The sequence below is a fragment of the Polaromonas sp. P1_F2 genome (genome assembly GCF_056405735.1).
Window position 1 is genome coordinate 36,610 of sequence record NZ_JBFUBN010000004.1, and the last position, 23,683, is coordinate 60,292.

General features: G+C 65.1%; 21 protein-coding genes and 1 tRNA gene. 9 read left to right on the forward strand and 13 right to left on the reverse strand.

Annotated elements, in window-relative coordinates; genetic code table 11:
• Nucleotides 1-51: 51 nt before the first annotated feature.
• A complete protein-coding gene (locus AC1D0O_RS09825; RefSeq protein WP_477653347.1) occupies nucleotides 52-1,185 on the reverse strand; it encodes an NAD(P)/FAD-dependent oxidoreductase in 1,134 nt (377 codons plus the stop codon).
• A 124-nt stretch (nucleotides 1,186-1,309) separates the two neighbouring features.
• On the opposite strand from AC1D0O_RS09825, the gene AC1D0O_RS09830 reads away from it, so the two are divergent.
• Complete coding sequence (locus AC1D0O_RS09830; RefSeq protein ID WP_477653348.1) at nucleotides 1,310-1,921, forward strand: helix-turn-helix domain-containing protein; 612 nt, start codon at nucleotides 1,310-1,312, stop codon at nucleotides 1,919-1,921.
• A gap of 20 nt (nucleotides 1,922-1,941) precedes the next feature.
• Here the strand turns inward: AC1D0O_RS09830 and AC1D0O_RS09835 are convergent, their stop codons facing one another.
• The 3 genes from AC1D0O_RS09835 to AC1D0O_RS09845 are packed head-to-tail and all read right to left on the reverse strand — an operon-like array spanning nucleotide 1,942 to nucleotide 5,449.
• A complete protein-coding gene (locus tag AC1D0O_RS09835) occupies nucleotides 1,942-3,354 on the reverse strand; it encodes a M20 family metallopeptidase (RefSeq protein WP_477653349.1) in 1,413 nt (470 codons plus the stop codon).
• Nucleotides 3,355-3,395: 41 nt separating this feature from the next.
• On the reverse strand, nucleotides 3,396-4,376 hold the full coding sequence (locus tag AC1D0O_RS09840; RefSeq protein WP_477653350.1) for a Bug family tripartite tricarboxylate transporter substrate binding protein: 981 nt from the start codon (nucleotides 4,374-4,376) through the stop codon (nucleotides 3,396-3,398).
• A gap of 56 nt (nucleotides 4,377-4,432) precedes the next feature.
• The gene (locus AC1D0O_RS09845; protein ID WP_436157967.1) at nucleotides 4,433-5,449 is read right to left on the reverse strand and encodes a 1-aminocyclopropane-1-carboxylate deaminase; all 1,017 of its coding nucleotides are present in this window, start codon (nucleotides 5,447-5,449) and stop codon (nucleotides 4,433-4,435) included.
• Between the two features lie 214 nt (nucleotides 5,450-5,663).
• Here AC1D0O_RS09845 and AC1D0O_RS09850 point away from each other — a divergent pair, with 214 nt between their 5' ends.
• Complete coding sequence (locus tag AC1D0O_RS09850; protein ID WP_477653351.1) at nucleotides 5,664-6,173, forward strand: Lrp/AsnC family transcriptional regulator; 510 nt, start codon at nucleotides 5,664-5,666, stop codon at nucleotides 6,171-6,173.
• Between the two features lie 39 nt (nucleotides 6,174-6,212).
• On the opposite strand, the gene rtcR is transcribed toward AC1D0O_RS09850, so the two are convergent.
• On the reverse strand, nucleotides 6,213-7,808 hold the full coding sequence (gene rtcR, locus AC1D0O_RS09855; protein WP_477653352.1) for an RNA repair transcriptional activator RtcR: 1,596 nt from the start codon (nucleotides 7,806-7,808) through the stop codon (nucleotides 6,213-6,215).
• A 355-nt stretch (nucleotides 7,809-8,163) separates the two neighbouring features.
• Between rtcR and AC1D0O_RS09860 the strand changes: the two genes are divergently transcribed.
• From AC1D0O_RS09860 to rtcA, 5 genes are all read left to right on the forward strand, one after another.
• Nucleotides 8,164-8,236: transfer RNA gene (locus AC1D0O_RS09860), tRNA-Lys, on the forward strand.
• A gap of 292 nt (nucleotides 8,237-8,528) precedes the next feature.
• Nucleotides 8,529-9,680, forward strand: coding sequence for a slipin family protein (locus tag AC1D0O_RS09865; protein ID WP_477653353.1), 1,152 nt, complete (start codon nucleotides 8,529-8,531; stop codon nucleotides 9,678-9,680).
• 267 nt (nucleotides 9,681-9,947) lie between these two features.
• Entirely contained in the window at nucleotides 9,948-10,427 is a 480-nt protein-coding gene (locus AC1D0O_RS09870; RefSeq protein ID WP_477653354.1) for a hypothetical protein, read from the forward strand.
• A 50-nt stretch (nucleotides 10,428-10,477) separates the two neighbouring features.
• On the forward strand, nucleotides 10,478-11,716 hold the full coding sequence (locus AC1D0O_RS09875) for an RtcB family protein (protein WP_477653355.1): 1,239 nt from the start codon (nucleotides 10,478-10,480) through the stop codon (nucleotides 11,714-11,716).
• Between the two features lie 79 nt (nucleotides 11,717-11,795).
• Complete coding sequence (gene rtcA, locus AC1D0O_RS09880) at nucleotides 11,796-12,854, forward strand: RNA 3'-terminal phosphate cyclase (protein ID WP_477653356.1); 1,059 nt, start codon at nucleotides 11,796-11,798, stop codon at nucleotides 12,852-12,854.
• Nucleotides 12,855-12,884: 30 nt separating this feature from the next.
• On the opposite strand, the gene AC1D0O_RS09885 is transcribed toward rtcA, so the two are convergent.
• Genes AC1D0O_RS09885 through AC1D0O_RS09905 form a run of 5 tightly spaced genes read right to left on the reverse strand, consistent with a single transcriptional unit; the run spans nucleotide 12,885 to nucleotide 17,026 of the window.
• Nucleotides 12,885-13,511 (reverse strand): hypothetical protein, encoded by a 627-nt coding sequence (locus AC1D0O_RS09885; protein WP_477653357.1) that lies wholly within the window; start codon nucleotides 13,509-13,511, stop codon nucleotides 12,885-12,887.
• Nucleotides 13,508-14,137, reverse strand: coding sequence for an SCO family protein (locus tag AC1D0O_RS09890; RefSeq protein ID WP_477653358.1), 630 nt, complete (start codon nucleotides 14,135-14,137; stop codon nucleotides 13,508-13,510). The genes AC1D0O_RS09885 and AC1D0O_RS09890 overlap by 4 nt, the downstream gene beginning before the upstream one ends.
• Before the next feature lie 8 nt (nucleotides 14,138-14,145).
• Nucleotides 14,146-14,751, reverse strand: a complete 606-nt coding sequence (locus AC1D0O_RS09895; RefSeq protein ID WP_477653359.1) for a c-type cytochrome — start codon at nucleotides 14,749-14,751, stop codon at nucleotides 14,146-14,148.
• 18 nt (nucleotides 14,752-14,769) lie between these two features.
• Nucleotides 14,770-15,372: a cbb3-type cytochrome c oxidase subunit II gene (locus AC1D0O_RS09900; RefSeq protein ID WP_477653360.1), complete on the reverse strand. Its 603-nt coding sequence runs from the start codon at nucleotides 15,370-15,372 to the stop codon at nucleotides 14,770-14,772.
• A complete protein-coding gene (locus AC1D0O_RS09905) occupies nucleotides 15,362-17,026 on the reverse strand; it encodes a cbb3-type cytochrome c oxidase subunit I (RefSeq protein ID WP_477653361.1) in 1,665 nt (554 codons plus the stop codon). Before AC1D0O_RS09905 ends, AC1D0O_RS09900 begins: the two co-directional genes overlap by 11 nt.
• A 344-nt stretch (nucleotides 17,027-17,370) precedes the next feature.
• Here AC1D0O_RS09905 and AC1D0O_RS09910 point away from each other — a divergent pair, with 344 nt between their 5' ends.
• Entirely contained in the window at nucleotides 17,371-18,633 is a 1,263-nt protein-coding gene (locus tag AC1D0O_RS09910; RefSeq protein WP_477653362.1) for an Nramp family divalent metal transporter, read from the forward strand.
• A gap of 135 nt (nucleotides 18,634-18,768) precedes the next feature.
• On the opposite strand, the gene soxR is transcribed toward AC1D0O_RS09910, so the two are convergent.
• Complete coding sequence (gene soxR, locus AC1D0O_RS09915) at nucleotides 18,769-19,248, reverse strand: redox-sensitive transcriptional activator SoxR (RefSeq protein WP_477653363.1); 480 nt, start codon at nucleotides 19,246-19,248, stop codon at nucleotides 18,769-18,771.
• A gap of 102 nt (nucleotides 19,249-19,350) precedes the next feature.
• On the opposite strand from soxR, the gene AC1D0O_RS09920 reads away from it, so the two are divergent.
• Nucleotides 19,351-19,689, forward strand: coding sequence for an antibiotic biosynthesis monooxygenase (locus AC1D0O_RS09920; protein WP_477653364.1), 339 nt, complete (start codon nucleotides 19,351-19,353; stop codon nucleotides 19,687-19,689).
• A gap of 12 nt (nucleotides 19,690-19,701) precedes the next feature.
• Here the strand turns inward: AC1D0O_RS09920 and xdhB are convergent, their stop codons facing one another.
• On the reverse strand, nucleotides 19,702-22,029 hold the full coding sequence (gene xdhB, locus AC1D0O_RS09925) for a xanthine dehydrogenase molybdopterin binding subunit (protein WP_477653672.1): 2,328 nt from the start codon (nucleotides 22,027-22,029) through the stop codon (nucleotides 19,702-19,704).
• A gap of 77 nt (nucleotides 22,030-22,106) precedes the next feature.
• On the reverse strand, nucleotides 22,107-23,678 hold the full coding sequence (locus AC1D0O_RS09930; RefSeq protein WP_477653365.1) for a xanthine dehydrogenase small subunit: 1,572 nt from the start codon (nucleotides 23,676-23,678) through the stop codon (nucleotides 22,107-22,109).
• Nucleotides 23,679-23,683 lie beyond the last annotated feature (5 nt).

The window sequence follows — 23,683 nt, forward strand, 5'->3', positions numbered from 1 at the left end:
TAGGCCTCTTTGAAGTGTCGGTCGATGGTGGGACGGGGGTAGGCGGCAGCGTCATCGCAGGCGGGCCGGCGACAGCGCGCGGGCGTCCAGGCCCTGCCGCAGCAATTCTTCGGGCAGCGCGGCCTGGCGCAGCAGGGCATCGGCCAGCGCGCTCGCGCCCGCCGCGCTCTGGATGCCGTAGCCGCCTTGCGCCGCGAGCCAGAAGAAGCCGGGGCAGGTGTCGTCCTGGCCTATCACCATTTCGCCGTCGGGCACAAAAGAGCGCAGGCCGGCCCAGGTGCTCGCCGGCCGGCGTATGGTCAGGGTCGAGACGCTTTCAATCTGGTGTATGCCCATGGCGATGTCGAGTTCCTCGGGCACCACGTCGTGCGGCACCGTGGCGTCGGCATTGGCGGGTGAGCCCAGCATCTGGCCCGCGTCGGGCTTGAAGTAATAGCTTTCGTCGACGCCCACCACGGCAGGCCAGTGCGAAGCGTCCACACCCTCGGGCCCCTTGAAGGTGAAGGCGCTGCGCCGGTGCGGCACCAGGCCGATGGGCCGCGCGCCGAACACGGCGCCCAGCTCGTCGGCCCAGGCGCCCGCAGCATTCACCACGGTGTGGGCGCGCAGCACCTGGCCGTCGGCCAGTTCCACGGTCCAGCAGCGGCCGTCGTGCGCGGCCCGGGTCACGCCTGCGCTGGTGCGCAGTTCGCCATCCCCATCCGCCTTGCGGCGAAAGCCGCGCAGGAAACCCTGGTGCAGGGCATGCACGTCCAGGTCCTGTGCGCCGGCGTCGTACAGCGCGCCGTGCACCAGATCGGGCCGCAGGCAGGGCACGTGGGCCAGCGTGGTGCCGGCGTCCAGGGTCGCCAGGCCGGGGCAGCTTGGCGACAGTTCCTTGCGGGTGTCGGCCAGTTCTTTTTCCTGCCCGTGCGTGGCGAGGTAGATCACGCCGCGCGGCTGCATCAGGTCGGGCGCGAAGCCTTCCGGTGGCTGTTCATAGAAGGCGCGGCTGGCGCGCGTCAGCGCCCGCACCATGGGCGGGCCGTAGCTTTCCATGAACATGGCGGCGGAGCGGCCCGTGGAGTGGTAGCCCGGCTGGGACTCGCGCTCAAGCAGCGCGACGCTGCGCTGCCCGGCCAGGCGCCAGGCCAGGGAGGCGCCCGCAATGCCGGCGCCGACGATCAGGATGTCATATTCTTTCATTCAATCTTTCGCTCAAATTCTCTCATTTGAGAATTCTCACATGCGAGAATCATGCCTGTCCAGCCGATTTACCGGGATTACGCCTGATTTGCGCCCGATTTGAGCCAAACAAAGGGAAAACACCATGGCCCCACGCCCCGCCCGCCCGCCCGCCGCCGCCCCTGAAGCGGACAGGGTGCAACTGGGCCTGAGCCTGCGCGCGCACCGCAAGGCGCGGCGGCTGACGCTCAAGGACCTGTCCGGGCGTTCCGGCGTGGCGCTGTCCACCCTGTCCAAGATGGAGCTGGGCCAGATCTCGGTCAGCTATGAAAAGCTGGCCGCCGTGGCCCGGGCGCTGTCGCTGGACGTGGGGCAGTTGCTGGACGCGCGGGCCGCAGCGCCGCAGCCCGGCGCGGCCACGCCCGTGGTGGTCTGGTCCGATGCCGGCGACGCACCGGCCTACAGGTCGGGCAACTACGACTACCGCGCGCTGGCCGCCGGTTTCCCCGGCAAGCGCATGACGCCGATGCACGGCCGCATCCTGGCCCGGGCGCGCGACCAGTTCTCCGATTTCGTCCGCCACCCGGGGCAGGAGTTCCTGACGGTGCTGTCGGGCCGGGTGCGCATCGAATTCGAAACTGGTGAAATCATCGAGGTGGGCCGCCATGAGTCGGCTTATTTCGACAGCGGCGTCGGCCACATCTACGTCTCGCTGGGGCGCGCGGATGCGCAGGTTCTGGTGGTGATGAGCGAGTAGCCGCGGCGTCCGTACATTGGTTATCGCAAGCCGGCGCGATGCCGGACGACGTCATGGCCGCTCTCGGCCAGGTCCCAGAAAATCCCCGCCATGAGCTGCAGGCCTTCACGCGCCACGCTGCCCAGCAGATGTTCATTGGGGGCGTGCTGGCTGCAGGCCGGGTAGGAGTGCGGGAACCACAGCGTCGGCATGCCCAGCAGCTCGGCGAAGACGTCGTTGGGCAGCGAGCCGCCAAAGTTCGGCAGCAGGGACGGGGCTTTTCCGGTGCTGCGCCGGATGGAATCCAGGCCCCAGCGCACCCAGGCGTCATCGGGGTCCAGCCGGGTGGCGGCCATGGGCTCGCCATCGGGTTGCACGTCGATGTCATCGAAGCCATGGGCCTGAAGGTGTTCCCGGATATGCGCCACAAAATTGGCGCTGTCGCTGCCCACGACGAAGCGTATCTGGCACAGCGCAAAAGCGTGGCCGGGAATGGCGCCGACCGGCGCGTCGGGGTTGCCGGTCTTGTAGGCCAGGACTTCCACGGTGTTCCAGCCGTAAACGCGCTCGGTGGGTGTGAGCCCGGGCTCGCCCCAGTCGCTGTCGATGGCGGGGTCGCCCGGGTCGCCCCCGACGCTGATGGTCTGCAGGGCCTCCCGGACGTTGGCCGGCAGCGAGTCGGGCAGCAGCCCCTTGACCAGCACGCGTCCTTTGGCGTCCACCAGGCTGGCGATGGCGTGGGCCAGCCGGGTGCCGGCGTTGCGCAGCAGGCCGCCCCAGTTGCCGGAATGGTGGCCGCCGTCCCGCAGGTGGGCCCGCAGGCTGAAATTGAAAAAGCCGCGCGAGCCCAGGAACAGGGTGGGGCTGGAGGCCGCCACGCGGGGGCCGTCGGAAGCGATGAACACGTCGGCGGCGAGTTCCTCTTGGTGCAGGGCGCAGAACTCGCGCAGGCCCGGCGAGCCGGTTTCTTCCCCGGTCTCCAGGACGATCTTGAGGTTGTAGCCGAGCTTTCCCCCGCGCACCGCCAGCACCTGGGCCAGCGCGGCAAGGTTGATGGTGTGCTGCCCCTTGTTGTCCGCGGTGCCGCGGCCGTACCAGCGGTCCCCTTGCACCGTGACGCGCCAGGGGTCCAGGCCCTCGCGCCACAGACCTTCCTGGCCGCGCACCACGTCGCCATGCCCGTAGGTCAGCACGCTGAAAGCCGCGTCGGCTTCAGTGCGCGTGGCCAGCAGGAAGGGCCCGCCTCCGGCATGCGGGTTGTCAAGGATGCGGTGCGTGAAGCCGAGCTGCGTGAGCTGGGGCGCGATGTGCTTCGCCAGGTAGGCGTGAAGCTGCGGCCCACCCGCCGGGTTCTGGCTTTCGCTGCGCACGGCGACACGGCGCGACAGCGTTTCGAGGAAGCTGCCGTCATCGAAATAGGCGGCCGCCCTGGCCAGTGCGTCGTCTCTGCTCATGATGGGGGAGGAGGTAAAAGTCGTGTGCGGGATGGCGCGATTTATTCCGAACGTATGTTGGCACGTTGCGCGGTGGCGCGCATGATGGGAAGGTCGTGGTCTATCAAGGCCGCAACCGCGGCGGCCGGGGCGTAAGCGGGCTCCAGGCCGTTGGCCAGCAGCTTGTCCCTGACCTCCGGGTCGGCCATGGTGTTGGCGAGCGCCAGTTCAAGGCGTACCCTCACTTCGCGCGGGATGCCCCGCGGCGCCACGATGGCGAGCCAGGAGTCCGCGTCGAAGCCCGGGTAGCCGGACTCCGCGACCGTCGGCACATTCGGCAGCAAAGTGGAGCGCCTGGCGGCGGTCACGGCAATCGGCTTGATCTTGCCGGCCTTGATCTGCGGGAGCGTGGCCGCCACTGTGTCAACGGAAAACGGGATCTGGCCGCCGACCAGGTCCGTGATGGCGGGGGCGCTGCCTTTGTAAGGCACATGCTCCATCTTCAATCCCGTGGCGTTCAGGATGAGTTCACCCGCGAAGTGGCCCGTGGTGCCGGTGCCGAAGGAGCCGTACATGTACTTGCCCGGCGATGCCTGCACGGCCGTGATGAGCTGCTTGATGCTGCCGACGGGAACCTGCGGATTGGCCACCAGGATCAGCGGCACACGCGCCGTCAGCGCGATGGGCTCAAAGCTCTTGACGGGGTCGTAGGGCAGCCGGGAGTTGATGGCCGGGTTGACCGTGAAGGTCGACCCCGAACTGATGAGCAGGGTATAGCCGTCCGCGGCAGCCTTGGCCACGTAGCCGGCGCCCACGATGGTGCCGCCGCCCGCGCGGTTTTCAATGACGACGGGCTGGCCCAGCCGTTCGCCGAGCTTCTGCCCCACCAGCCTGCCCACGATGTCGGTCGCGCCGCCCGCAGGGAAAGGCACGACCAGCTGGATGGGCTTGACCGGATAGGCCTGCGCCTGCGCCCCCGTCGCCGCCAGCATGGCCAGTAGCAGTATGGAGAGGATACGAAGGGACTTGGGGGCTGGCTTCATGGCTTGCTTTCATCAGGGGAAAAATGCGCTGGCAACAGGCGTTGGGCGGGCGGGCTTCAACCGTTGCGAAAGAGGAAGCTGTAGGCGTTGAGCGCCGGGACGCCGCCGAGGTGGGCATACAGCACCTTGGAGCCCGCCGGGAATTCGCCCAGGCGGGTCTTCTCGATCATTCCGTGCATGGACTTGCCTTCGTAGACCGGGTCGGTCAGCATGCCTTCCATGCGGGCGCACAGGCGGATGGCTTCCAGCGTCCCTTCGTTGGGCAGGCCGTATTCCGGGCCGCCGAAGCGGTCGTCCAGCACCACGTCCTTGGCCGTGATGTCGCGGCCCAGTTCGACCAGTTCGGCCGTGCCCTTCGCGATGCGCAGGATCTGGTCAAAGGTCTGTTTGGGCTTGGCCGAGGCGTCGATGCCGATGACCTTGTCGGCGCGCCCATCCGCCGCAAAACCCACCACCATGCCGGCCTGCGTGCTGCCGGTGACCGAGCAGGTCACGATGTAGTCGAACTTGAAGCCCAGTTCGGCCTCCTGCTGCCGCACTTCTTCGGCGAAGCTGACGAATCCCAGGCCGCCGCGCGGGTGTTCCGAACAGCCGGCGGGGATCGGGAAGGGCTTGCCGCCGGCCTTGCGCACGTCGTCCATGGCCTGTTCCCAGCTGGGGCGTATGCCGATATCAAAACCGGCCGCGTCCAGGCGCACGTCGGCGCCCATGATGCGCGACATTTCGATATTGCCGACCCGGTCATACACCGCGTCGGAGTAATTCACCCAGTTCTCCTGGACCAGCACGCACTTCATGCCCAGGTGCGCGGCAACGGCGGCCACCTGGCGCGTCTGGTTGGACTGGATGCCGCCTATGGACACCAGGGTGTCATAACCGCCTTCCAGGGCTTCGGGAATCAGGTACTCCAGTTTGCGCGTCTTGTTGCCGCCGAAAGCCAGGCCGCTGTTGCAGTCCTCGCGTTTCGCGAAAAGATCGACCTTGCCGCCCAGGTGGGCGCTGAGCCGCTTGAGCGGCTGGATCGGCGTGGGGCCGAAGGTCAAAGAGTGGCGGGGGAATTTCTTGAGGTTCATGCGAATGGCTCCTGGGGTTAAGACGGGTCTCCAGGCATCAAGACTTGCGAATAAAGACGGCATACCCACCCTTTCTTCAATTGCTGCATTGATGCTCCGTTGAGGCCAATATTAAAAACAAATGACAAAATGGTGGTTGCGAAATTCTTCTAAAATTCAAAACGAATATGGTTTCTTTGCCGGGTTTTTTGATTTTTATTCTGTATAGGTTCATATGAGCACAACAAAATTTCTCGAAAAAAGCAGCGCACCGGCTTCCCTCAGGGACGCGCTGGACCGCACGGACCGGGCGATCCTCAAGGCGCTCCAGCGCGACGCCTCGGTGTCCAACGTGGCGCTGGCGGGCAAGGTGAACCTGAGCGCGCCCGCATGCCTGAGGCGCGTGGAGCGGCTTAAAGAGCTTGGCTTGATCAAGGGCGTGGTGGCGCTGCTCAACCCGCACCTGCTGGACCTCGGCATGCTGGTCATGATCGGCGTCGTGCTGGACCGGTCAACGCCCGAGTCCTTCGCCAACTTTGAAAAGGCGGCGCAGACGGTGTCGGGCTGCATGGAATGCCACGTCGTGACCGGCGAGTTCGATTACTTCATGCTGGTGCGAACCCGGGACAACGACAGTTTCAATCGCCTCCATGCGGAGCAGCTGTTGTATTTGCCGGGTGTACGGCAGGTCCGTACCTTCATGGTGCTCAAGCAGGTGCTCTCGACCACCCAATTGCCGATCTAGTGCCGATCCAGTGTCGATCCAGTGTCGATCCAGTGCTGGTCAGGCTGAGATTTTTCCCCAACTCAGGTCAAACTTCAGCAAGTACTTGCGCAGCCTGTCCGCGTCGTTCACCACGCTGCGCTGCGTGCGCGAGACATTGAACAGCGCCCGCCCGGCATCACTGAGGGAGTCGCTTTTGCGGCACACCTCGATCACGGCCTGAAGCTGCAGCCGGTCAAAATAATCCAGCGTGTCCGCGGCGCCGCCCAGCAGGCCGGCGAGCGATGCGGCGCTGCCGCCCGTTTCCGGCTCCGTCGCCTGCCACTGCCAGCGCAGCCGCGCGATCTCCGCTTCCACCAGGCCCAGGCCTATGCGGCCGTTGTCGCCCAGCGTGGCAAGGCGCGTGATGGAGGCGCTGAGATCGCGGAAGTTGCCGGTCCAGACGGCCTCACCCGACTGTGCGAAGCGCAGGTAAGCGGTGCGCGCTTCGGTGGTCATGCGGGTCTTGCGGCCCAGGTCTTCGGAGGCCAGCGTGAGCTGGTGGTCCATATTGGGCTCGATGTCTTCCCGGCGCTGGGAGAGGCCCGGCAAGGTGTAAGTCCAGAGGTTGATGCGCGCGAACAGGTCTTCGCGAAAGCGGCCGCGCGCGACTTCCGCGCGCAGGTCCTTGTTGGTGCCGGCTATCAGCTGGAAGCTGCTTTCAACTTCCTTGTCGGCGCCCACGGGCAGGAAGCGTTTTTCCTCGACGGCCTTGAGCAGCATGGCCTGCTCGTCCAGGCCCAGCTCGCCGATTTCATCGAGAAACAGCACGCCCTTGTCGGCGGTGCGCAGCAGGCCGGGGCGGTCGCCGGCCGCGCCGGTGAAAGCGCCTTTTTTGTGGCCGAACAGTGCGGAAGCCGCGCCGTCGCCGTGCAAGGTCGCGCAGTTCACGTCGACAAAACCGCCGCCGACCTGGTGGCGTGATTTTTTGAGTTCGAAGATGCGCCGCGCCAGCATGGACTTGCCCGCGCCCGTCGGCCCGGTCAGCAGGATGGGCGCCTTGCTCTGCACGGCAATGCGCTCAATTTCCTCGATCATGGTGTTGAAGCGCGGGTTGCGTGTGGCGATGCCGCTCTTGAGGAAGGAGACGGCATCTTCCTGCGCAACCGCCAGCCGCGCGTTGATCGCGTCGTAGCGCGACAGGTCCAGGTCTATCAGTTCATAACTGCCGGTGCCCTGGCCTTGCCGGCCCCGGGGCGGCGCCGTCTGCAGCAGCACGCCGGGAATGAAGCGCGCCTCGACCAGCAAAAACAGGCAGATCTGCGCCACGTGCGTGCCGGTGGTGATGTGGGCCCAGTACTCCTCGCGCTCGGTGTCGAAGGCGTAGGCGCCCATCCAGTCATACAGCGCGCCGTAGACCTCGCCGAAATCCCAGGGGTTGGCCAGGTTCATCTCGACCAGGCGGACCTCGGTGCCGGGCGAGAGCTGGACCACGTCGTCGCGCACCCGCTCGGCCAATGCCTTGTTGCGCGCGTCGTGCATCAGCTCCAGCCGGTCGACGACCAGGTCTTCATGCTGCGCGATCGACACCGTCGGCCGCCATTTTTCCCAGCGCCCCGAACCCAGGCCCGAATCAAGCTGGGTGCCCAGGAAACCCATCACGACTTTTTTCTTCATCTTTCTAATGTACTAGCTTTAAAGATAGAAAAGTCGGAATGTTGACGCCTGAAATTCGGAGGGATTTTTGAGTGACAAAGAAAAATAACGAATCAAATCAACGATCTTCTGAATTGGTGGAGAGCTTCTGGGCAGGCTGGCACGACGCCTGCAATAAAGAGGATGTCAGATGAGAAAGTTGTTCGCTCACAAGCAGGGGTTTCCGGGAAACCGGGCCCCGCTGGTGCGGGAGGTCCGGGGCTGGTCCTTGATGTTTCCCGTATGCCGCGGCAACCGATGCGCTGGCGCCAAGGCATGTGGTCAAGGGCGGCCCGGATAGAGGGGCGCCCCGTCAGGTTCGATTCCTGATGCCATTGTTCTGTAGCTCAGATGGTTAGAGCACCGTGTTTTTAACGCGACTGTCGCGGGTTCGATTCCCGCCGAACGCTGACGTAAAAAATCAGCTTTATTGGAAGTAAAACGTGCCGCGAGTGGGAAAAGTGGATGCAGGACGCGACGGGAAACCGCAGCGGCTTGCGGGGCCTGTACCCACCGGCAACAGTTGCCAGTGCGAAGGTACTGCGACACCGGACAGTGAAGACGCCGGGCGTGACATCGAAGGATTCACGTCCAGGCCCCTCACCTGAAAGTGCCCGCACCCCAAGTCCGCAACTGTTGCCGATGCGGACTATTGGTTTGTTGAATTGAAAAAGTAACGCAAAAGAATAAGGAAGAAGAAAAATGTTCGGATTGAAACAATACAAGGTCAAGAAAAACGAGCGCGGCCTGTTGCTGCGCAACGGTGATTTCGAGCGCGTGCTGCAGCCCGGTAAACATTGGGTGTATGCCGGCGCCGACCATGTCCGCGTGGAAACCTTCGCGATGGAGCAGGCGGCTTTCACGCACGGCCTGGCCGATTACTTGATGGCCAAGGAGCCCGCTGTCGTGGCCCAGGAATTTGTGCTGGCCGCGTTGACGGATTCGCAGGCAGGCCTGCGCTACGAGAACGGCTCGCTGGTGGAAGTGCTGGCGCCCGCCACCCGCAAGCTTTACTGGAAAGGCCTGAACGACATCCGCATCGACGTGGTCGAGATCGACCAGGGCGTGGCGGACAGCGAAAAGCTGCCGGCCGGCCTTGTGGCCGCGCTGGGCCAGAGCCAGCTGCGCCAGCGCGCGGTGAAGGGCCTGGAGGGCGTGCTGCTGGTGCAGGTGCCTGATTTCCATGCCGGTGTGTTGACGCTGGACGGCAAGGTGGCCGGGCTGCTGGGCGCCGGGGCTTATGGCTTCTGGCGCTACGGCCGCAAGGTGGAGGTGGAATGCATTGACCTGCGTTCCCAGGCGCTCGAAGTGAGCGGGCAGGAAATCCTCACGCGTGATAAGGTGAGCCTGCGCCTGAACCTGACCGCCACCTGGCGTTATGAGGATGTGCTCAAGGCCTTTGCCCAATGGGGCAAGCCTTCGGAGCAGATCTACCGCGAACTGCAGCTGGGCCTGCGCGCGGCCGTGGGAACCCGCACGCTCGACGAGCTGCTGGAGAACAAGGCCGCGCTGGACGACATCATTGCCGGCCACACCCGTGAGCGCCTGGCGGGCGCCGGCATGAAGCTGGAAAGCCTGGGCGTGAAAGACATCATCCTGCCCGGCGAGATGAAGGCCATCCTGGCGCAGGTGGTGGAAGCCGAGAAATCGGCCCAGGCCAACGCGATCCGCCGCCGCGAGGAAACCGCCGCAACGCGGTCCCTGCTGAACACGGCCAAGATCATGGAGGACAACCCGATTGTCCTGCGCATGAAGGAGCTGGAAACGCTGGAGCGTGTGGCCGAGCGTATCGACAAGATCTCCGTGTTCGGAGGTTTGGACCAGGTGCTCAACGGGCTGGTGAAGCTGCGTTGAGTTATTGAAGAAAAAAAGGGCGCGCTGGCACAGAAGGGAGCGCCACTGCCAAAAATGTTGATTGCCGGCAGGCCGGGTAACACCGGGTGCGGCGCGAAAGCCGGTTGACGGGCAAGGTTGAGGATGCAGGTGCTGGCTCCGATGACGGGTCTGCCACTGGCGCGCGTTTCCAACCGTCAGCTGGGCCACAGGCGTCAAACACCGTGGTCGCCGTATTGATGCGGGTTCGAATCCCGCCGCGTCCACCAGTTGAATAGAAAGAAAATCATGTTGGAAAAAGATCGCACCCAGGAACGGATCGGCTATGTGCTGAGCGGCACCGGCTGGGCCACATTCAGCTTTCGTGCCGGCGCTGGACCCATGGCGTTCGCCGTGTCCTACCTGCACGATTCGCTGGATGACCTCGCGCGCATGGGGGTCGATCTGGTGAAGGGCGCACGGAGCGCCACGGCGGTCTTCATGGACGAGCCGGGCGAAGTCCAACTGATGGTGACGGGCGACAAGGATGACTTGGGCTTCGAGCTGCGCAGTTATGCCGACTGGGCGAGCTGGGGAATGACAGCCGTTGCGGACTACAAGGTGCTGGCAAGCGGGCGCATCCGGCGCGTGGAGCTGGTGCGTAACATCCTTACGATCCTGGAACGCATCTATGTGGAACTGGGCCCTGCGAAGTACCGCGAGCTCTGGGTGGAGCACGATTTTCCGCTCCGCGCGTACGAACAGCTCACCGCGGCATTCAAGAAGTAGCCCTGGGCTTCCTACGATTAGAAGACAAACAGAAAAGAGAGAAAAAGAAAATGGAACAGAACTACCAACAACACGAAGTCACCGGCGGTGTGCCGGTAAAGATGTGGACCAAGGGCGTGCCCGTGGAAGCGCAGGCCCTCAAGCAGCTCGAGAACTCGGCGCGCCTGCCCATCGTGTTCAAGCACGTGGCCGTGATGCCCGACGTGCACTACGGCCTGGGCGCCACCATCGGCAGCGTGATCCCGACCTTCAAGGCCATCATTCCGGCTGCCGTCGGTGTGGACATCGGCTGCGGCATGATGGCCTGCAAGACCACGCTGCGTGCCGAAGACCTGCCCGACAACCTCGGGCCGCTGCGTACGGAGATCGAAAAAGCCGTGCCGCACGGTTCCGCGCCCAAGACCTATCGCCGCAACGGCTCGGTGCGCGAAGTCGGCGCCTGGACGAATCCGCCCAGCGCGGCTGATGCGGCCTGGAGCCAGCTGGTCGATGAGTTCGAGGCGCTATGCCTGGACTACCCGCGCCTGAAGAACACCAACAACCACCGCCACATGGGAACCCTGGGCGGCGGCAACCACTTTGTCGAGGTCTGCCTCGATGAAAGCGGCGGGGTGTGGATCATGCTGCACAGCGGTTCGCGCGGGGTGGGCAATGCCATTGGCACCCACTTCATCGAACTCGCCAAGAAGGACGCGGAACTGCACCAGCGCAACCTGCCTGACAAGGACCTGGCTTACCTTGAAGAAGGTTCGCAGTACTTCGGCGACTATGTGCGGGGCGTGGGGTGGGCGCAGAAGTTCGCGCGGCTTAACCGCGAGGTCATGATGCAGGCCGCCATAGGCGCGCTGCGCAAGGTGATCAGCAAGCCGTTTGAGACGCACCTGGAGGCGGTGAACTGCCACCACAACTATGTGCAGAAGGAAACGCACTTTGGACAGGAAGTGTTTGTGACCCGCAAGGGCGCCGTGAGCGCCAGGGCGGGGGAGCTCGGGATCATTCCCGGCAGCATGGGCGCCAAGAGTTTCATCGTGCGCGGCAAGGGCAACCCGGACAGCTTCATGAGCTGCAGTCACGGGGCCGGCCGAACCATGAGCCGTACCCAGGCCAAGAAGCTGTTCACGGTCGACGACCAGGTCAAGGCCACGGAAGGCGTGGAATGCCGCAAGGACGCCGATGTGATCGATGAGATCCCTATGGCCTACAAGGACATCGACGCCGTGATGCTGGCGCAAAGCGACCTGGTGGAGGTGGTTTACACCCTCAAGCAGGTGGTGTGCGTGAAGGGATAGGGCGCGCCGCTTCGAGGGAGGAGGGCGCCTGGCCCGGGCATTTGAAAACAAGAAACAAGAAGACAGAAAGAAGAAAAAAATGATTGAACTCGATGGCTCGCAAGGCGAAGGCGGCGGGCAGATCCTGCGCACCGCGCTGGCGCTGAGCCTGGTAACGGGCAAGCCCTTTCGCATGGACAACATCCGCGCCAAACGGCCCAAGCCCGGCCTGATGCGCCAGCACCTGGCCTGCGTGAACGCGGCCGTGGCTGTGGGCGGTGGCCTGGGCCACAGCACGGCCCTCAATGCCGCCGGCCAGGCCGTGCAGATTGGCGAAACCACGCTGGTCTTCACGCCGGGCGAGGTACGCGCGGGCGATTACGAATTTGCGGTCGGCTCGGCCGGCAGCTGCATGCTGGTGCTGCAGACCGTGCTGTGGCCGCTGCTGCAGGCCAAAGAGGCCTCCACGCTGCTGCTCAGCGGCGGGACGCACAACCCGATGGCGCCTTCGATCTCTTTCCTGACCCTGCTGGCGCCTTTTTTCTCGGGCGGCGGCGATGCGCTGTTTGAGATTGAGCTGCGCCGCCACGGTTTTTACCCCGCCGGCGGCGGGGAGGCGCGCGTTCGCCTGCATCCACCGGCCCAGGGTTTTGCCGTGATTGACATCATGCAGCGCGGTGCGCTGCTGGAGGCCTATGCCGAATGCCTTCATGCAGGTCTTCCGGGAGGCGTGGCCGAGCGCGAGCTTGCCGTGCTGCAGCAGGGGCTGGGCTGGGATGAAAGCTGCTTGCGAAACCGTGGGCTGCGCAACAACGAGGGCCCGGGCAATGCGCTGCTGGCCGTCCTGCGCTATGAACACATCACCGAGGTGTTCGCGGCCTATGGCGAAAAGACCGTCAGCGCCGAACAGGTCGCCCGCCGTTTGCTGCAGGAGGTCAAGGACTACCTGGCCCACCCGGCGCCGGTGGGCCCGCACCTGGCGGACCAGCTGATGATCCCGCTGGCCCTGGCGGCGCTGCAGGGAAGGATGGGCCGCTATTGGGCGACGGAGCTGACGGAACATACCCGTACGAACGCCCGGACCATTGAGGCCTTCCTGCCGGTAAAGTTCTCTTGCAATGCGCTGGAGGGCGGCACCGTGATTTCGGTGTCCACCTGACTGGTGGGACGACCCCGCGGCAGGCTGGATTCAGCGTGCCGCGGATTTCGTCGCTGCATCGTCCAGCAGCATGGCGGCGTCTCTTCGCATCAAGACACGCACCAGCCAGGCGAACCAAACAGCCGCAATCGCCGCCGCGATCCACACCAGCGTCTGCCCCAGCCGCGCCTGGTCGTCCAGCAGGTAGGCGTTGCAGACGCGCACCGGTGAAGTTTCATACAGGTTTCCCACGACCGCCATCATCGGCAGCACATTACCCAGGAAGAATCCCTGCACCAGCAGGCCCGCAGGCCGCCATGACAGGCGGAGGGCCGCGCCGCAAATGAGCAGGGCCAGGCATTTGAGGATTTCGATGCGGCCGTCCACCAGCGCCAGGTCCAGCACACGGGGAATCATCAGGATCGCGAGCATCAACGCGGTGGCGAACAGGCCGCTGATGCCATGCGCGTTCCACAGGTTCAGGCGCGCCAGCCAGCGGCCCGGCAGCGACGCGGCGAGCAGCCAGCCGGCCAGCGCCAGCAAAGGGTATTGCACCAGCATGTGACGTGTCATGCTGGCTTCCAGTGCCTGCCGTGCGCCGGGCAAAGCCAACAGGAGCAGCAATGCCACGGTCATACCGGCCAGGATGCCGCGTGAAGGACGCGCCGGCATCTTCATGGTGATGGCGCGGCGGCACCCGCCAGGTGCTGCGCATAGTCGAGCGCGAGCTGCTGCTCCGCGTAATCAAAGATGCGGACCAGCCGGCCTTTCTGGTCGATGACGAGAAAGGCCGCGTTGTGCTGAAAATCGCCGCGGCCGTCGGGGACTACCACGACCTGGAAATCGGCCAGCAGGCGCTGTGTTTCCCGCGGATCCTGCACGCGCACAAAGCGCCACAGTGCCGGGTCGGCGCTTAATTTCGACGCATAGGCTTGCAGCACGGCGGGCGTGTCGTGCACGCCATCGAAGCTGATTGACAACAGCTTGACCTTGCCGCCCCGGTGCTGCAGAACTTGCTGCATCTGCTGGAAACTGCTGCCCATCGCCAGGCAGACGCTCTGGCAACGCGTATAGACAAAATCCACCAGCGTGACGGACTGCCCGTCGGCCAGGTGTTGCGACAGCGTCTGCGGGGCGATGCCGGGTCCGTCGATGGCGACGGCCGGAGCCGGCACCGGCTGCAGGGCAACTTCAAGCCGGCGCGCGCCCTCAGCGGTCCAGACCTGGAAATCATGCGTCAGCCACGCGGCGGCGGCATAGCCCGCCAGGGCCAGCATGATGCTCAGCAAGGCGGTGCGAAACATCGAAGGGCTCAGGAGGCTTTGGCCGTCAGCGCCTTCAGCTCGGCGCCGCCGTTGAAGGGGGCGGTGCGCGTGCCGGCCTTGCGTTCGGTTTCGAACAGCTCGGGCTTGATGGCACCGGCCTTGTTGGACCATTCGGAGCGGACGTAACTCGCCACCGCGGCCAGTTCGGCGTCGCTAAGTTGCGCGAAGGCCGGCATGGCGCCCTTGAAGGTGCTGCCCATGACCGTGATCTCCCCGGTGACGCCGTGCAGCAGGATGTTGGCCACGGTGCGTTCGTCGCCGGCCACCCATTCGGAGCCGTCCAGCGGCGGGAACACGCCCGGCAACCCTTTGCCGCTAGCCTGGTGGCAGGCCGCGCAATTGGCGGTGAACAGCTGTTTGCCGTTGGCCGCCGTGCTTGCGCCCGGGGCCGGGCCCGACAGGTCGGCCAGCGTGCGCCGGTCCCCGAGGTCGGCGCGGCCAAAGGAGCCGGACAGCGCGATGTAGCCCGCGCCCCACAGCACCAGTGCTGCCGCCCCGATCAGGAAGAGCATCGGGATGGGCTGGCCCTTTTCGGAGGGCTCGGCCTGTTCGCGCTCCTGGGCCCGGCTCTCGGATGTGTTGTCGTTCAGCATGGGGTTACCTTGTGGAGCTCAGGGCTTGGGGGCGGGCGGCAGCACCGGGTAGGTGTGGTTCAGGCCTTGCAGGTACTTGACCAGGTCCAGCGCCTGGGGCGTGGGCACCACCACCTGGCCTACGTTGGGCCCGTAGGCGGGCGGCAGGGCCAGCGGCTGCTCGCCTTCGCTTTCGGCGTCCTTCGCGTCCTTGACCGTGAAGAGGTAGGGGTAGGACGGCATGATGGAGCCGGGCACGTAGGCGCGCGGCTGGTACAGGTGGCCCAGGTGCCAGTCCTTGCTGGGCTGGCGCACGCCGATGTTGAAGAGGTCAGGCCCGGTGCGCATGCTGCCCAGCAGGTGGGGCTTGTCGTAGAAATAGTCGGCCGGCACCGAGGCCCGGCCCCAGCCGCGTTCCGCGTCGGGGCCGAAATTGCGGTCGCGCGGCTGCTGGCTGTGGCAGTAGACGCAGCCATTGGCGATGTAGACCTCGCGCCCGCGCAACTGGGCGCTGGTGTAGCCCTTGAGCTGCGGCGGCGGCTTGATGTCGCGCACCTGCATATAGGGCATGACCACCAGCGCCGCCGTGGCAACGCCCAGTGCCACCATGGCGCCCGACGCCAGCTTGACTTCATTTTCCATGTGCGGCCCCCAGTTCCGTGCTTCGCGTGTCGTTGGGCCAGAACAGCGCGGCGCCCGCGCGGCCCGGCCCGAATCGCAGAGCCATGGCCAGGAAGTGGCCGACGAACACCAGGTGGCTGAGCACCATCAGGCTGCCACCTATGGATCGCCATTTGAGGTAGGGCAGCGTGACTTCAACCGAAGCCATGAAGGGCTGCGCTGCGTCCAGCATGGCCACGCCCTGGAGCCAGCCGCCAATCGTGAGCCCGACGAAATAGATGGTCGCCCCGACGGCCGCCAGCCAGAAGTGCAGGGTGATCAGTTTCGGGTAGGGCCATTCCCAGTTCAGCACGCGCGGCATCATGAAATAGATGGCGCCGAACAGCACCATGGTGACGAAGGCATAGGCGCCCAGGTGCGCATGGGCCACCGTGAAATGCGTGAAGTGGGTGATCTGGTTGACGCTGCGCAGCGCCTCCAGCGAGCCCTGCAGCGAAGACGCCAGGTACATCAGCCCGCCGAACATCATGAAGCGCAGCGTGGGCGAATACAGCGCCAGGTGCATGCGCCCCCGCAGGGTGGCGCCCATGTTGATGCTGAAGGCGATCACGGGAATCACCATCATGATGCTCTGCACGATGGACAGCGTGACCAGCCAGCCCGGCACCGGGCCGCCTATGAGATGGTGGCCGCCGACCTGCCCGTAGAAAAAAGCCAGCGTCCAGAAGCCCAGCAGCGAGAGGTTGTAGGAACGTATCGGCCGGCCTATGACCTTGGGCAGGAAGTAATAGATGGCGCCCACGCTGACCGGCGTGAACCAAAGGCCCAGAACGTTGTGGCCGTACCACCAGTTGGTGGTGGCCTGCTGCACGCCGGTGTGCACGCCGGGCATCTTGCCGACCAGGAAGAGCAGGGCGATCCACAGCAGCGCCGCCGTCATGTACCAGACGCTGACGTACAGGTGCGAAACCTTGCGGTTGACCAGCGTGAACAGCACCGGCAGGATGACGAGCGCAAAGCCGGCGAACATGAAGATCGCGATCTGCCACGGAATCTTCAGGTATTCCATGCCGTCGTTCCAGCCGGTGGCGATGGCGCCTATGCCGCCGGCGATGCCCATGTTGATCAGCGCGCCGCCCAGCATGACCCAGATGGCGCCGTAGAGCCGCGTGCGCAGCAGGCGCGGCAGCAGCCATACCACCATGCCCAGCGCGGCGTTGGTGATCCAGCCGTAGAGCACGCCGGTCAGGTGTACCGTGCGTATGCGGCCGAAGGTCAGCCAGGCATAGTCGGTCAGCCAGTCGGGCTCATGCAGCTTGATGGACGAGACCAGGCCGGCCGCCGAGCCCACCACCAGCCACAGGCAGGCAAAGGTGATGAACATGAAGACCGGAAACGCGGTGGATCGGTCGGAGCTGATGCGGTCCAGCAGCTCGGCCGCATCGGCCACGTGCGTCTGGATGCCGCCTTCCTTCACCGCCTTCTGCATGGACGCCTGCGCGGTGTCCTGCAGCGCCGGGTCGTCCACCTGGCCGACTTCGCCGCGCGCGAAGATCACCGAGGCGGCCGTCGGGTTTTCCACCAGCAGCCCCTTGCGCAGGGACCAGATGAACACGAACAGGCCGATGATGGACAGCAGGAAGGCGCCCAGCAGGCTGATGACGGCGCTGTCCATTACACGGCTCCTTCAAGCGATGCCTGGGGCGCCAGGCGCGCGAGAGGCTGTGCGGCCCGGCCGCTAGCGGGTGGTGAAACTGTCATGAATCCTCCGGTATTGAAGGGAAAACCCGCTGGCGCGAGATTTCCACTGGCATCCTGAGTCGCGCGGCCGATGAGCGCCTGGTGCAGAGCACCCATCCTACGCCTTTGGCCCTGTGCAGGCCAGCCCGCTGACCGGGAGCGCGCGACCTGCTATGAATTTTGTAGCTTTTCGTGCTCGTTGACGCGGGCATGGGCGTGCGTCTGGGATTTTTGTACGAATTAAGTTTGGCCTCATCGAGCCGTGTTAGCCTCGCGCGCATGTTGAACCGCATCCCCTCCTTCCTGCGCCATGTCGGCCCGGGCGTTGTCACCGGCGCCGCCGATGACGACCCTTCCGGCATCGCCACCTACACGCAGGCCGGGGCGCAGTTCGGCACCGGGCTGCTGTGGACGGTATTTCTGTCCTTGCCCTTCATGATCGCGATCCAGTTAGTCAGCGCCCGCATCGGGCGCGTGACCGGCAAGGGCGTGGCGGCCAACCTGCGCGAGCACACGCCGCGCGCCTTCCTGATGAGCATGGTATTTTTGCTGGTCATCGCCAACACCATCAACATCGCGGCCGACATCGCCGCCATGGGCGAGGCGCTGCAGCTGGCCGTGGGCGGCGGCAATCATTTCCATGCGGTGGCCTTTGGTGTCATCACCGTGCTGCTGCAGGTCTTTGTGCCCTACCGCAAGCTGGCGCCCATCCTCAAGTGGCTGACCCTGTTCCTGTTTGCCTACGTGATCGCCGTGTTCCTGGTGCAGGTGCAGTGGGCCCAGGTGCTGCACGACCTGGTGATTCCGAAGCTGCAGTGGACCTCGGGCTACTGGATGATGATCGTCGCGCTGCTGGGCACCACGATCTCGCCCTACCTGTTTTTCTGGCAGGCCTCGCAGGAAGTGGAAGAACTGCGCTTGAAGGGCGGCGTGCTCGGCGCCGAAAAGAAAATCCGCCGCGACCTGCGCCGCGTCAAGCGCGACACCTATATCGGCATGTTTTTCTCCAACACCATTGCCTTCTTCATCATGGTGCTGGGCGGCGCGGTCCTGTATGCGGCCGGCATCCACGACGTGACCTCGGCCGCGCAGGCGGCGCAGGCGCTGCGGCCGCTGGCCGGCGACTTTGCCTTCGCGCTGTTCGCCGGCGGCATCATCGCTACCGGCCTGCTGGCCGTGCCGGTGCTGGCCTCGTCGGCCGCCTACGCCGTGGCCGAAGCCTTCGGCTGGCCCGAGGGCCTGGAGCGCCACTGGTACGAGGCCAAGCGTTTTTACGCCATCATCGTCATCGCCACCGTGGTGGGCACCGGCATGGACTTCACCAGCATTGACCCGATGAAGGCGCTCTATTGGAGTGCGGTGATCAACGGCGTGGTGGCCGTGCCCATCATGGCCGGCCTGATGCTGCTGGCCGGCCGAAAATCGGTGATGGGCAATTTCACCTCGGGTTTCAAGACCACCTGGTTTGGCTGGGGCGGGGTGGTGGTGATGGGGTTTGCGGTGCTGATGATGTTGCTGGACCTGTTCCGGCCTCTGTTCTAAGGCGACTGATGTTTTATCCCCTCTCCCTCAGGGAGAGGGTGAGGGCCAGCGGCGGGCAAAACCCGACTGCTTCATGCACAGGCCGCTAGCCCTCACCCCCGCCCTCTCCCAGAGGGAGAGGGAGAAAGAGGAAGCCTAGGCGCCATCCCGGCGCGCGATCCACAGCCGCTGCGGCCCCGCGCCCTTGTCGCCCAGCTTGTCATAGGGATTGCGCAGCCGGCACTTGTCGATCGACAGGCAGCCGCAGCCTATGCAGTCGTCCAGCGTGTCGCGCAGTTTCTTGAGCTGTGCCATGCGTTCATCGAGGTCGGCACGCCAGGCGGCCGACAGGCGTTCCCAGTCGGCGCGGCTGGGCGCGGCCTTCGCGGGCAGGGTGGCGAGGGCGGCTTCGATGTCGGCCAGTGCGATGCCTACGCGCTGCGCGACGCGCACAAAGGCCACGCGCCGCAGCATTTCACGCGCGTAGCGGCGCTGGTTGCCCTCGGTGCGGGTGCTGTTGATCAAGCCCTTGGTTTCGTAGAAATGCAGTGTTGAAACCGCCACGCCGCTGCGACGCGCCATGTCGCCGACCGAAAGTGTGGGGAAGATGCCGGCCTGTTCCAGTTTCGTGCCCATGGGAATCCTTTTGCAAATAGTGCTTGACCTCAACTTTACTTGAGGTTCCAGACTTGGGGTTTCGCAAGCCATTCCGGCTTGTCTATCCAAAGGAGTTGTCCCATGCCAGGTGAATCTTCAATCCCCGCATCCACGTCCGTGTTCCGCATCGACAAATTTGTGGTGCCCTCGCAGTCGATCTCCGCGTTTGTCGAGCGCATCCACCATGTCCAGCGCATGCTGGGCGAGCTGCCGGGCTGCCTGCAGAAGCACGTGCTGACCCAGACCGGCGACAGCAGCGAGTTCGATGTGGTGACCGTGGTCGAGTGGGCCAGCGCCGACGCCGTGGCGGCCGCCCAGGCCGTCATGCAAAAGCAGCTCGCCAGCGAAGGCTTTGACATCCAGGCCTTCCGCAAGAAGCTGGGTGTGCGTGGGGATTCGGGAATGTACCGGGAGGCTTGAGCGCTGCGTTGTTCAGGGCCTGCCCAGGGCCTTGAGCACATGCTCGGGAGTTGCCGGCGCCTCCAGCAGGACAGCCCGGCCGTGACGCGCCGACGAGATCGCATCGCGCAAGGCCTCATACACGCTGATCGCCAGCATCAGCGGCGGCTCGCCCACGGCCTTGCTGCCGAAGACGTTGTCTTCGCGGTTCGGTTCGGGCCACAAATCGATCTTGAAATGTTCGGGCACGTCGCCGGTCGCGGGGATTTTGTAGGTGCTGGGCGCGTGCGTGCTCAGCAGGCCCTTGTCGTTCCACACCAGTTGCTCGGTGGTGAGCCAGCCCATACCCTGCACAAAGCCGCCTTCGATCTGGCCTATGTCTATGGCCGGGTTGATGCTGGTGCCCACGTCGTGCAGGATGTCGACTTTGAGCACGCGGCTTTCGCCGGTCAGCGTGTCGATGGCGACTTCGGTGCAGGCCGCACCGTAGGCGAAGTAATAAAACGGACGGCCGGTCAGCGTGGCTTTGTCGTAGTGGATTTTGGGCGTGCGGTAAAAACCGTCGCTCCACAGCTGGATGCGGTTGGCATAGGCCAGCTTCACGACTTCGGTGAAGGGCCGCGCGCCTGCCGGCGTGATGACCTCGCCGCCTTCAAACTGCACGGCGCCCGCGCCGCAACGGTCCAGGCCGGCGACGAACTGCGCGAGGTTGTCGCGCACATTGCGGGCCGCGTACTGCGCGGCGCGCGCATTGAGGTCGGTACCGGCCGAGGCGGCGGTGGCCGAGGCGTTGGGAATCTTGCTGGTGTCGCTGGCGGTGGCCAGCACCTGGGTCAGCGGCACGCCGAGTTCGTCGGCCACGATTTGCGCAACCTTGGTGTTCAGGCCCTGGCCCATCTCGGTGCCGCCGTGGTTCACCTGCACGCTGCCGTCGGTGTAGACATGCACCAGCGCACCGGCCTGGTTGAACAGCGTGGCGGTGAAGGAGATGCCGAACTTGACGGGCGTGATGGCGATGCCGCGCTGGATGACGGGGCTGGTCTTGTTCCAGGCGGCGATGGATGCACGCCGCTGCCGATAGCTGGACGAATGTTCCAGCCTGTCGAGCAGCGGTTCAAGGATGTTGTCCTCGACCTTCATCTGGTAATGCGTGACGTCGCGCTCGCCTATGCCGTAGAGGTTGCGCCTGCGCACGTCCAGCGGGTCCAGGCCCAGCGCGCGCGCGATGTCGCCCATGATGGCCTCGATCACGATCATGCCCTGCGGGCCGCCGAAACCGCGGAAGGCAGTGTTGCTCTGGGTGTTGGTTTTGCAGCGGTAGGAGGCGATCTCCACGTCTTCGAGGAAGTAGGCGTTGTCGGCGTGGAAGACCGCGCGGTCGGCGACCGGGCCCGAGAGGTCGGCACTGAAGCCGCAGTTCACCGCCATCGTGAGCTTGAGGCCGGTGAGGCGGCCGGTGGTCTCAAAACCCACGTCGTATTCGTAGGCAAAGGGGTGACGCTTGCCGGTGACCAGGAAGTCGTCGTCGCGGTCCAGCCGCAGCTTGATGGGGCAGTGCAGCTTGTGCGCGGCAATCGCGGCCCAGACGGCCATCTGGCCCGACTGAGTCTCTTTGCCGCCGAAGCCGCCGCCCATGCGCCGGCATTCCACGCGCACCGCATGGTTGGCAATGCCCAGCGCGTGGGAGACCCAGTGCTGGATCTCGCCCGGGTGCTGGGTGCTGGAATACACCAGCCATTGCTGCTGCTCCTGCGGCACGACGTAGGCGACCTGGCCTTCGAGGTAGAAATGCTCCTGGCCGCCGACTTCGAGTGTGCCGTGCAGTGTGTGGGCCGCTTTCTTGAGTGCTGCTGTGGCATCGCCGCGTTTGACGAAGACCGGCGGCAGGACATAACTTTCGGCCTTGAGCGCGTCCCGCACTTTGAGCAGGGCGGGCAGGGTCTCGATATTGCACACCACCTTGCGTGCGGCGCGGCGTGCCTGCATAACGGTGTCGGCCACCACCACGCCTATGACCTGGCCTATGTGCTGTACCGAGTCCCTTGCGAACACCGGCTCGTCATGCGAAAAATTGCCGAGCACCGGGTCGCCGGGAATGTCGCGTGCCAGGATCACGTCGCGCACGCCCGGCATGGCCAGGGCTGCGGTGGTGTCAACGCCCAACAGCTTTCCATGCGCCACCGTGGACAGAATCGGCGCGGCATGCAGCGTGCCGCGCAGTTCGGGAATGTCATCGACATAGGTGGCGGCGCCGGCCACTTGCGCGCGGGCGCTTTCATGCGGCGTGGAGCGTCCGGCCGCGCGCGTGGCGGCGGGCTGGCGGGCCAGCGAACGTTTTTCGGCCGGGTCGGCGGGCGGCATGCTGTCGGCGCGGGCATTGGCTGTGCGCAGTTCCGGGTCGGCCACGGCGTCGCGGCTGACGGGAATGTCCTTGGCGTTCATGCCGTCTCCTCTAACCGGAAGGTCGCCAGGTTGATCTGTTGCAGGCCCTGGCTTTCAAGCCAGTAGCGCTGCAGCAGGTTGCCCAGCACTTCGCTGCGGTAGGCGGCCGAGGCGCGCATGTCGGAGATCGGCGAGAACTCGGCGCGCAAGGCGGCCATGGCCTGGCGGACGGTGGCCTGGGTCCAGGGCTGGCCCCTTAGCGCCGCCTCGGTCTGGGCGGCGCGCACGGGGGTGGCGGCGACGCCGCCCGCGCCTATCGAGGCGGCGGTGACCTTGCCGTCTTCCACCTGCAGGTTGATGGCCAGGCATACGGCGGAGATGTCGTCGTCATAGCGCTTGGAGATTTTGTAGACCCGTAGCCGTTCCGGCCCCTCACCCCAGCCCTCTCCCCAGAGGGGCGAGGGAGAAATACCACTTCCCCTCTTCTGGCTGTTTGCTCCTTCCCCCTCTGGGGGAAGGCTGGGATGGGGGCCACTCGGCCTCGGCACTTTCACCCAAGCTAGCACCTCATCCGCCGCCATCACATTCGTGCGATAACCGGTATAGAGTTTTTCCAGTGGCATCTCCCGGTGCCCGCGCACACTCATGAGCACCACGCTCACCCCCAGCGCGATCAAGAGCGGCATGGAATCGCCGATCGGCGAACCATTCGCGACATTGCCGCCCAGCGTGCCCGAGTTGCGCACCGGCAAGCCGGCAAAACGAGCCGCGAAGTTGTGCAACTGCGGCCGGTCTTGCACCAGCGCGGCATAGGCGTCGGCCAGCGTCACGGCCGCGCCTATGGCGATGTGATGCGGGTAGTGCTCCACGCGCCGCAGTTCTTCGACCTGGGTGACGTCCAGCACCTGGCCGAATTCCCTGTGCATCTTTGTGACCCACAGGCCCACGTCGGTGCAGCCGGCCACCAGTTGGGCTTCGGGCTGGTCGGCGCGGGCCCGCAGCAGGCCGGCCAGCGTGCGCGGAGCCAGGTACTCGGCTTCGGTGACTCCCGGCTCGGTGTGGACCGACTTGAGCTGGCGCAGCAGGGCGCTTTCATCGACCTTCACGGGCGGCAACGCCGCCATGGCCTGCGCGGCATCCAGGATGGGCCGGTAGCCGGTGCAGCGGCAGAGGTTGCCCGAGAGTTCTTCCTGTGCGAGTTCACGGGTGATGGGCTGGCCCTGGCACACGTGGTTCTGGTACATGCCGAACAGGCTCATGACAAAACCCGGGGTGCAGAAGCCGCACTGGGAGCCATGCTTGTCGACCATGGCCTGTTGTGCGGGGTGCAAAGCGCCGTCTTGCGCCGCAATATCCTCAACTGTCCACAAGGCCATGCCGTCAATCGAATGCGCCAGCCGTATGCAACTGTTGATGGCGCGGTAGCGGACCTTCCCGCCGTCCGCCTCGCCCAGTACCACGGTGCAGGCGCCGCAGTCACCCTCGCCGCAGCCTTCCTTGGTGCCGGTGCAGGCCAGGTCCTCGCGCAGCAGCTCCAGCAGGGTGCGGCTGGGTGGTACATTGCTGACGGAAACAACCTCGCCCCGCCGGATGAAGCGGATAGGTCTGGAAAAAAGTGGGACAGCCATGCTTC

Bases quoted from the DNA above. Each gene is read 5' to 3' on its own strand.
- AC1D0O_RS09910 (WP_477653362.1), top strand. From the start codon at position 17,371: ATGTTGAACCGCATCCCCTCCTTCCTGCGCCATGTCGGCCCGGGCGTT.
- AC1D0O_RS09845 (WP_436157967.1), bottom strand. From the start codon at position 5,449: ATGAACCTCAAGAAATTCCCCCGCCACTCTTTGACCTTCGGCCCCACG.
- AC1D0O_RS09840 (WP_477653350.1), bottom strand. From the start codon at position 4,376: ATGAAGCCAGCCCCCAAGTCCCTTCGTATCCTCTCCATACTGCTACTG.
- AC1D0O_RS09865 (WP_477653353.1), top strand. From the start codon at position 8,529: ATGTTCGGATTGAAACAATACAAGGTCAAGAAAAACGAGCGCGGCCTG.
- AC1D0O_RS09885 (WP_477653357.1), bottom strand. From the start codon at position 13,511: ATGAAGATGCCGGCGCGTCCTTCACGCGGCATCCTGGCCGGTATGACC.
- xdhB (WP_477653672.1), bottom strand. From the start codon at position 22,029: ATGCCGCCCGCCGACCCGGCCGAAAAACGTTCGCTGGCCCGCCAGCCC.
- AC1D0O_RS09850 (WP_477653351.1), top strand. From the start codon at position 5,664: ATGAGCACAACAAAATTTCTCGAAAAAAGCAGCGCACCGGCTTCCCTC.
- AC1D0O_RS09825 (WP_477653347.1), bottom strand. From the start codon at position 1,185: ATGAAAGAATATGACATCCTGATCGTCGGCGCCGGCATTGCGGGCGCC.
- AC1D0O_RS09920 (WP_477653364.1), top strand. From the start codon at position 19,351: ATGCCAGGTGAATCTTCAATCCCCGCATCCACGTCCGTGTTCCGCATC.
- AC1D0O_RS09895 (WP_477653359.1), bottom strand. From the start codon at position 14,751: ATGCTGAACGACAACACATCCGAGAGCCGGGCCCAGGAGCGCGAACAG.
- AC1D0O_RS09835 (WP_477653349.1), bottom strand. From the start codon at position 3,354: ATGAGCAGAGACGACGCACTGGCCAGGGCGGCCGCCTATTTCGATGAC.
- rtcR (WP_477653352.1), bottom strand. From the start codon at position 7,808: ATGAAGAAAAAAGTCGTGATGGGTTTCCTGGGCACCCAGCTTGATTCG.
- AC1D0O_RS09900 (WP_477653360.1), bottom strand. From the start codon at position 15,372: ATGGAAAATGAAGTCAAGCTGGCGTCGGGCGCCATGGTGGCACTGGGC.
- AC1D0O_RS09890 (WP_477653358.1), bottom strand. From the start codon at position 14,137: ATGTTTCGCACCGCCTTGCTGAGCATCATGCTGGCCCTGGCGGGCTAT.
- rtcA (WP_477653356.1), top strand. From the start codon at position 11,796: ATGATTGAACTCGATGGCTCGCAAGGCGAAGGCGGCGGGCAGATCCTG.
- AC1D0O_RS09830 (WP_477653348.1), top strand. From the start codon at position 1,310: ATGGCCCCACGCCCCGCCCGCCCGCCCGCCGCCGCCCCTGAAGCGGAC.
- AC1D0O_RS09930 (WP_477653365.1), bottom strand. From the start codon at position 23,678: ATGGCTGTCCCACTTTTTTCCAGACCTATCCGCTTCATCCGGCGGGGC.
- soxR (WP_477653363.1), bottom strand. From the start codon at position 19,248: ATGGGCACGAAACTGGAACAGGCCGGCATCTTCCCCACACTTTCGGTC.
- AC1D0O_RS09870 (WP_477653354.1), top strand. From the start codon at position 9,948: ATGTTGGAAAAAGATCGCACCCAGGAACGGATCGGCTATGTGCTGAGC.
- AC1D0O_RS09875 (WP_477653355.1), top strand. From the start codon at position 10,478: ATGGAACAGAACTACCAACAACACGAAGTCACCGGCGGTGTGCCGGTA.
- AC1D0O_RS09905 (WP_477653361.1), bottom strand. From the start codon at position 17,026: ATGGACAGCGCCGTCATCAGCCTGCTGGGCGCCTTCCTGCTGTCCATC.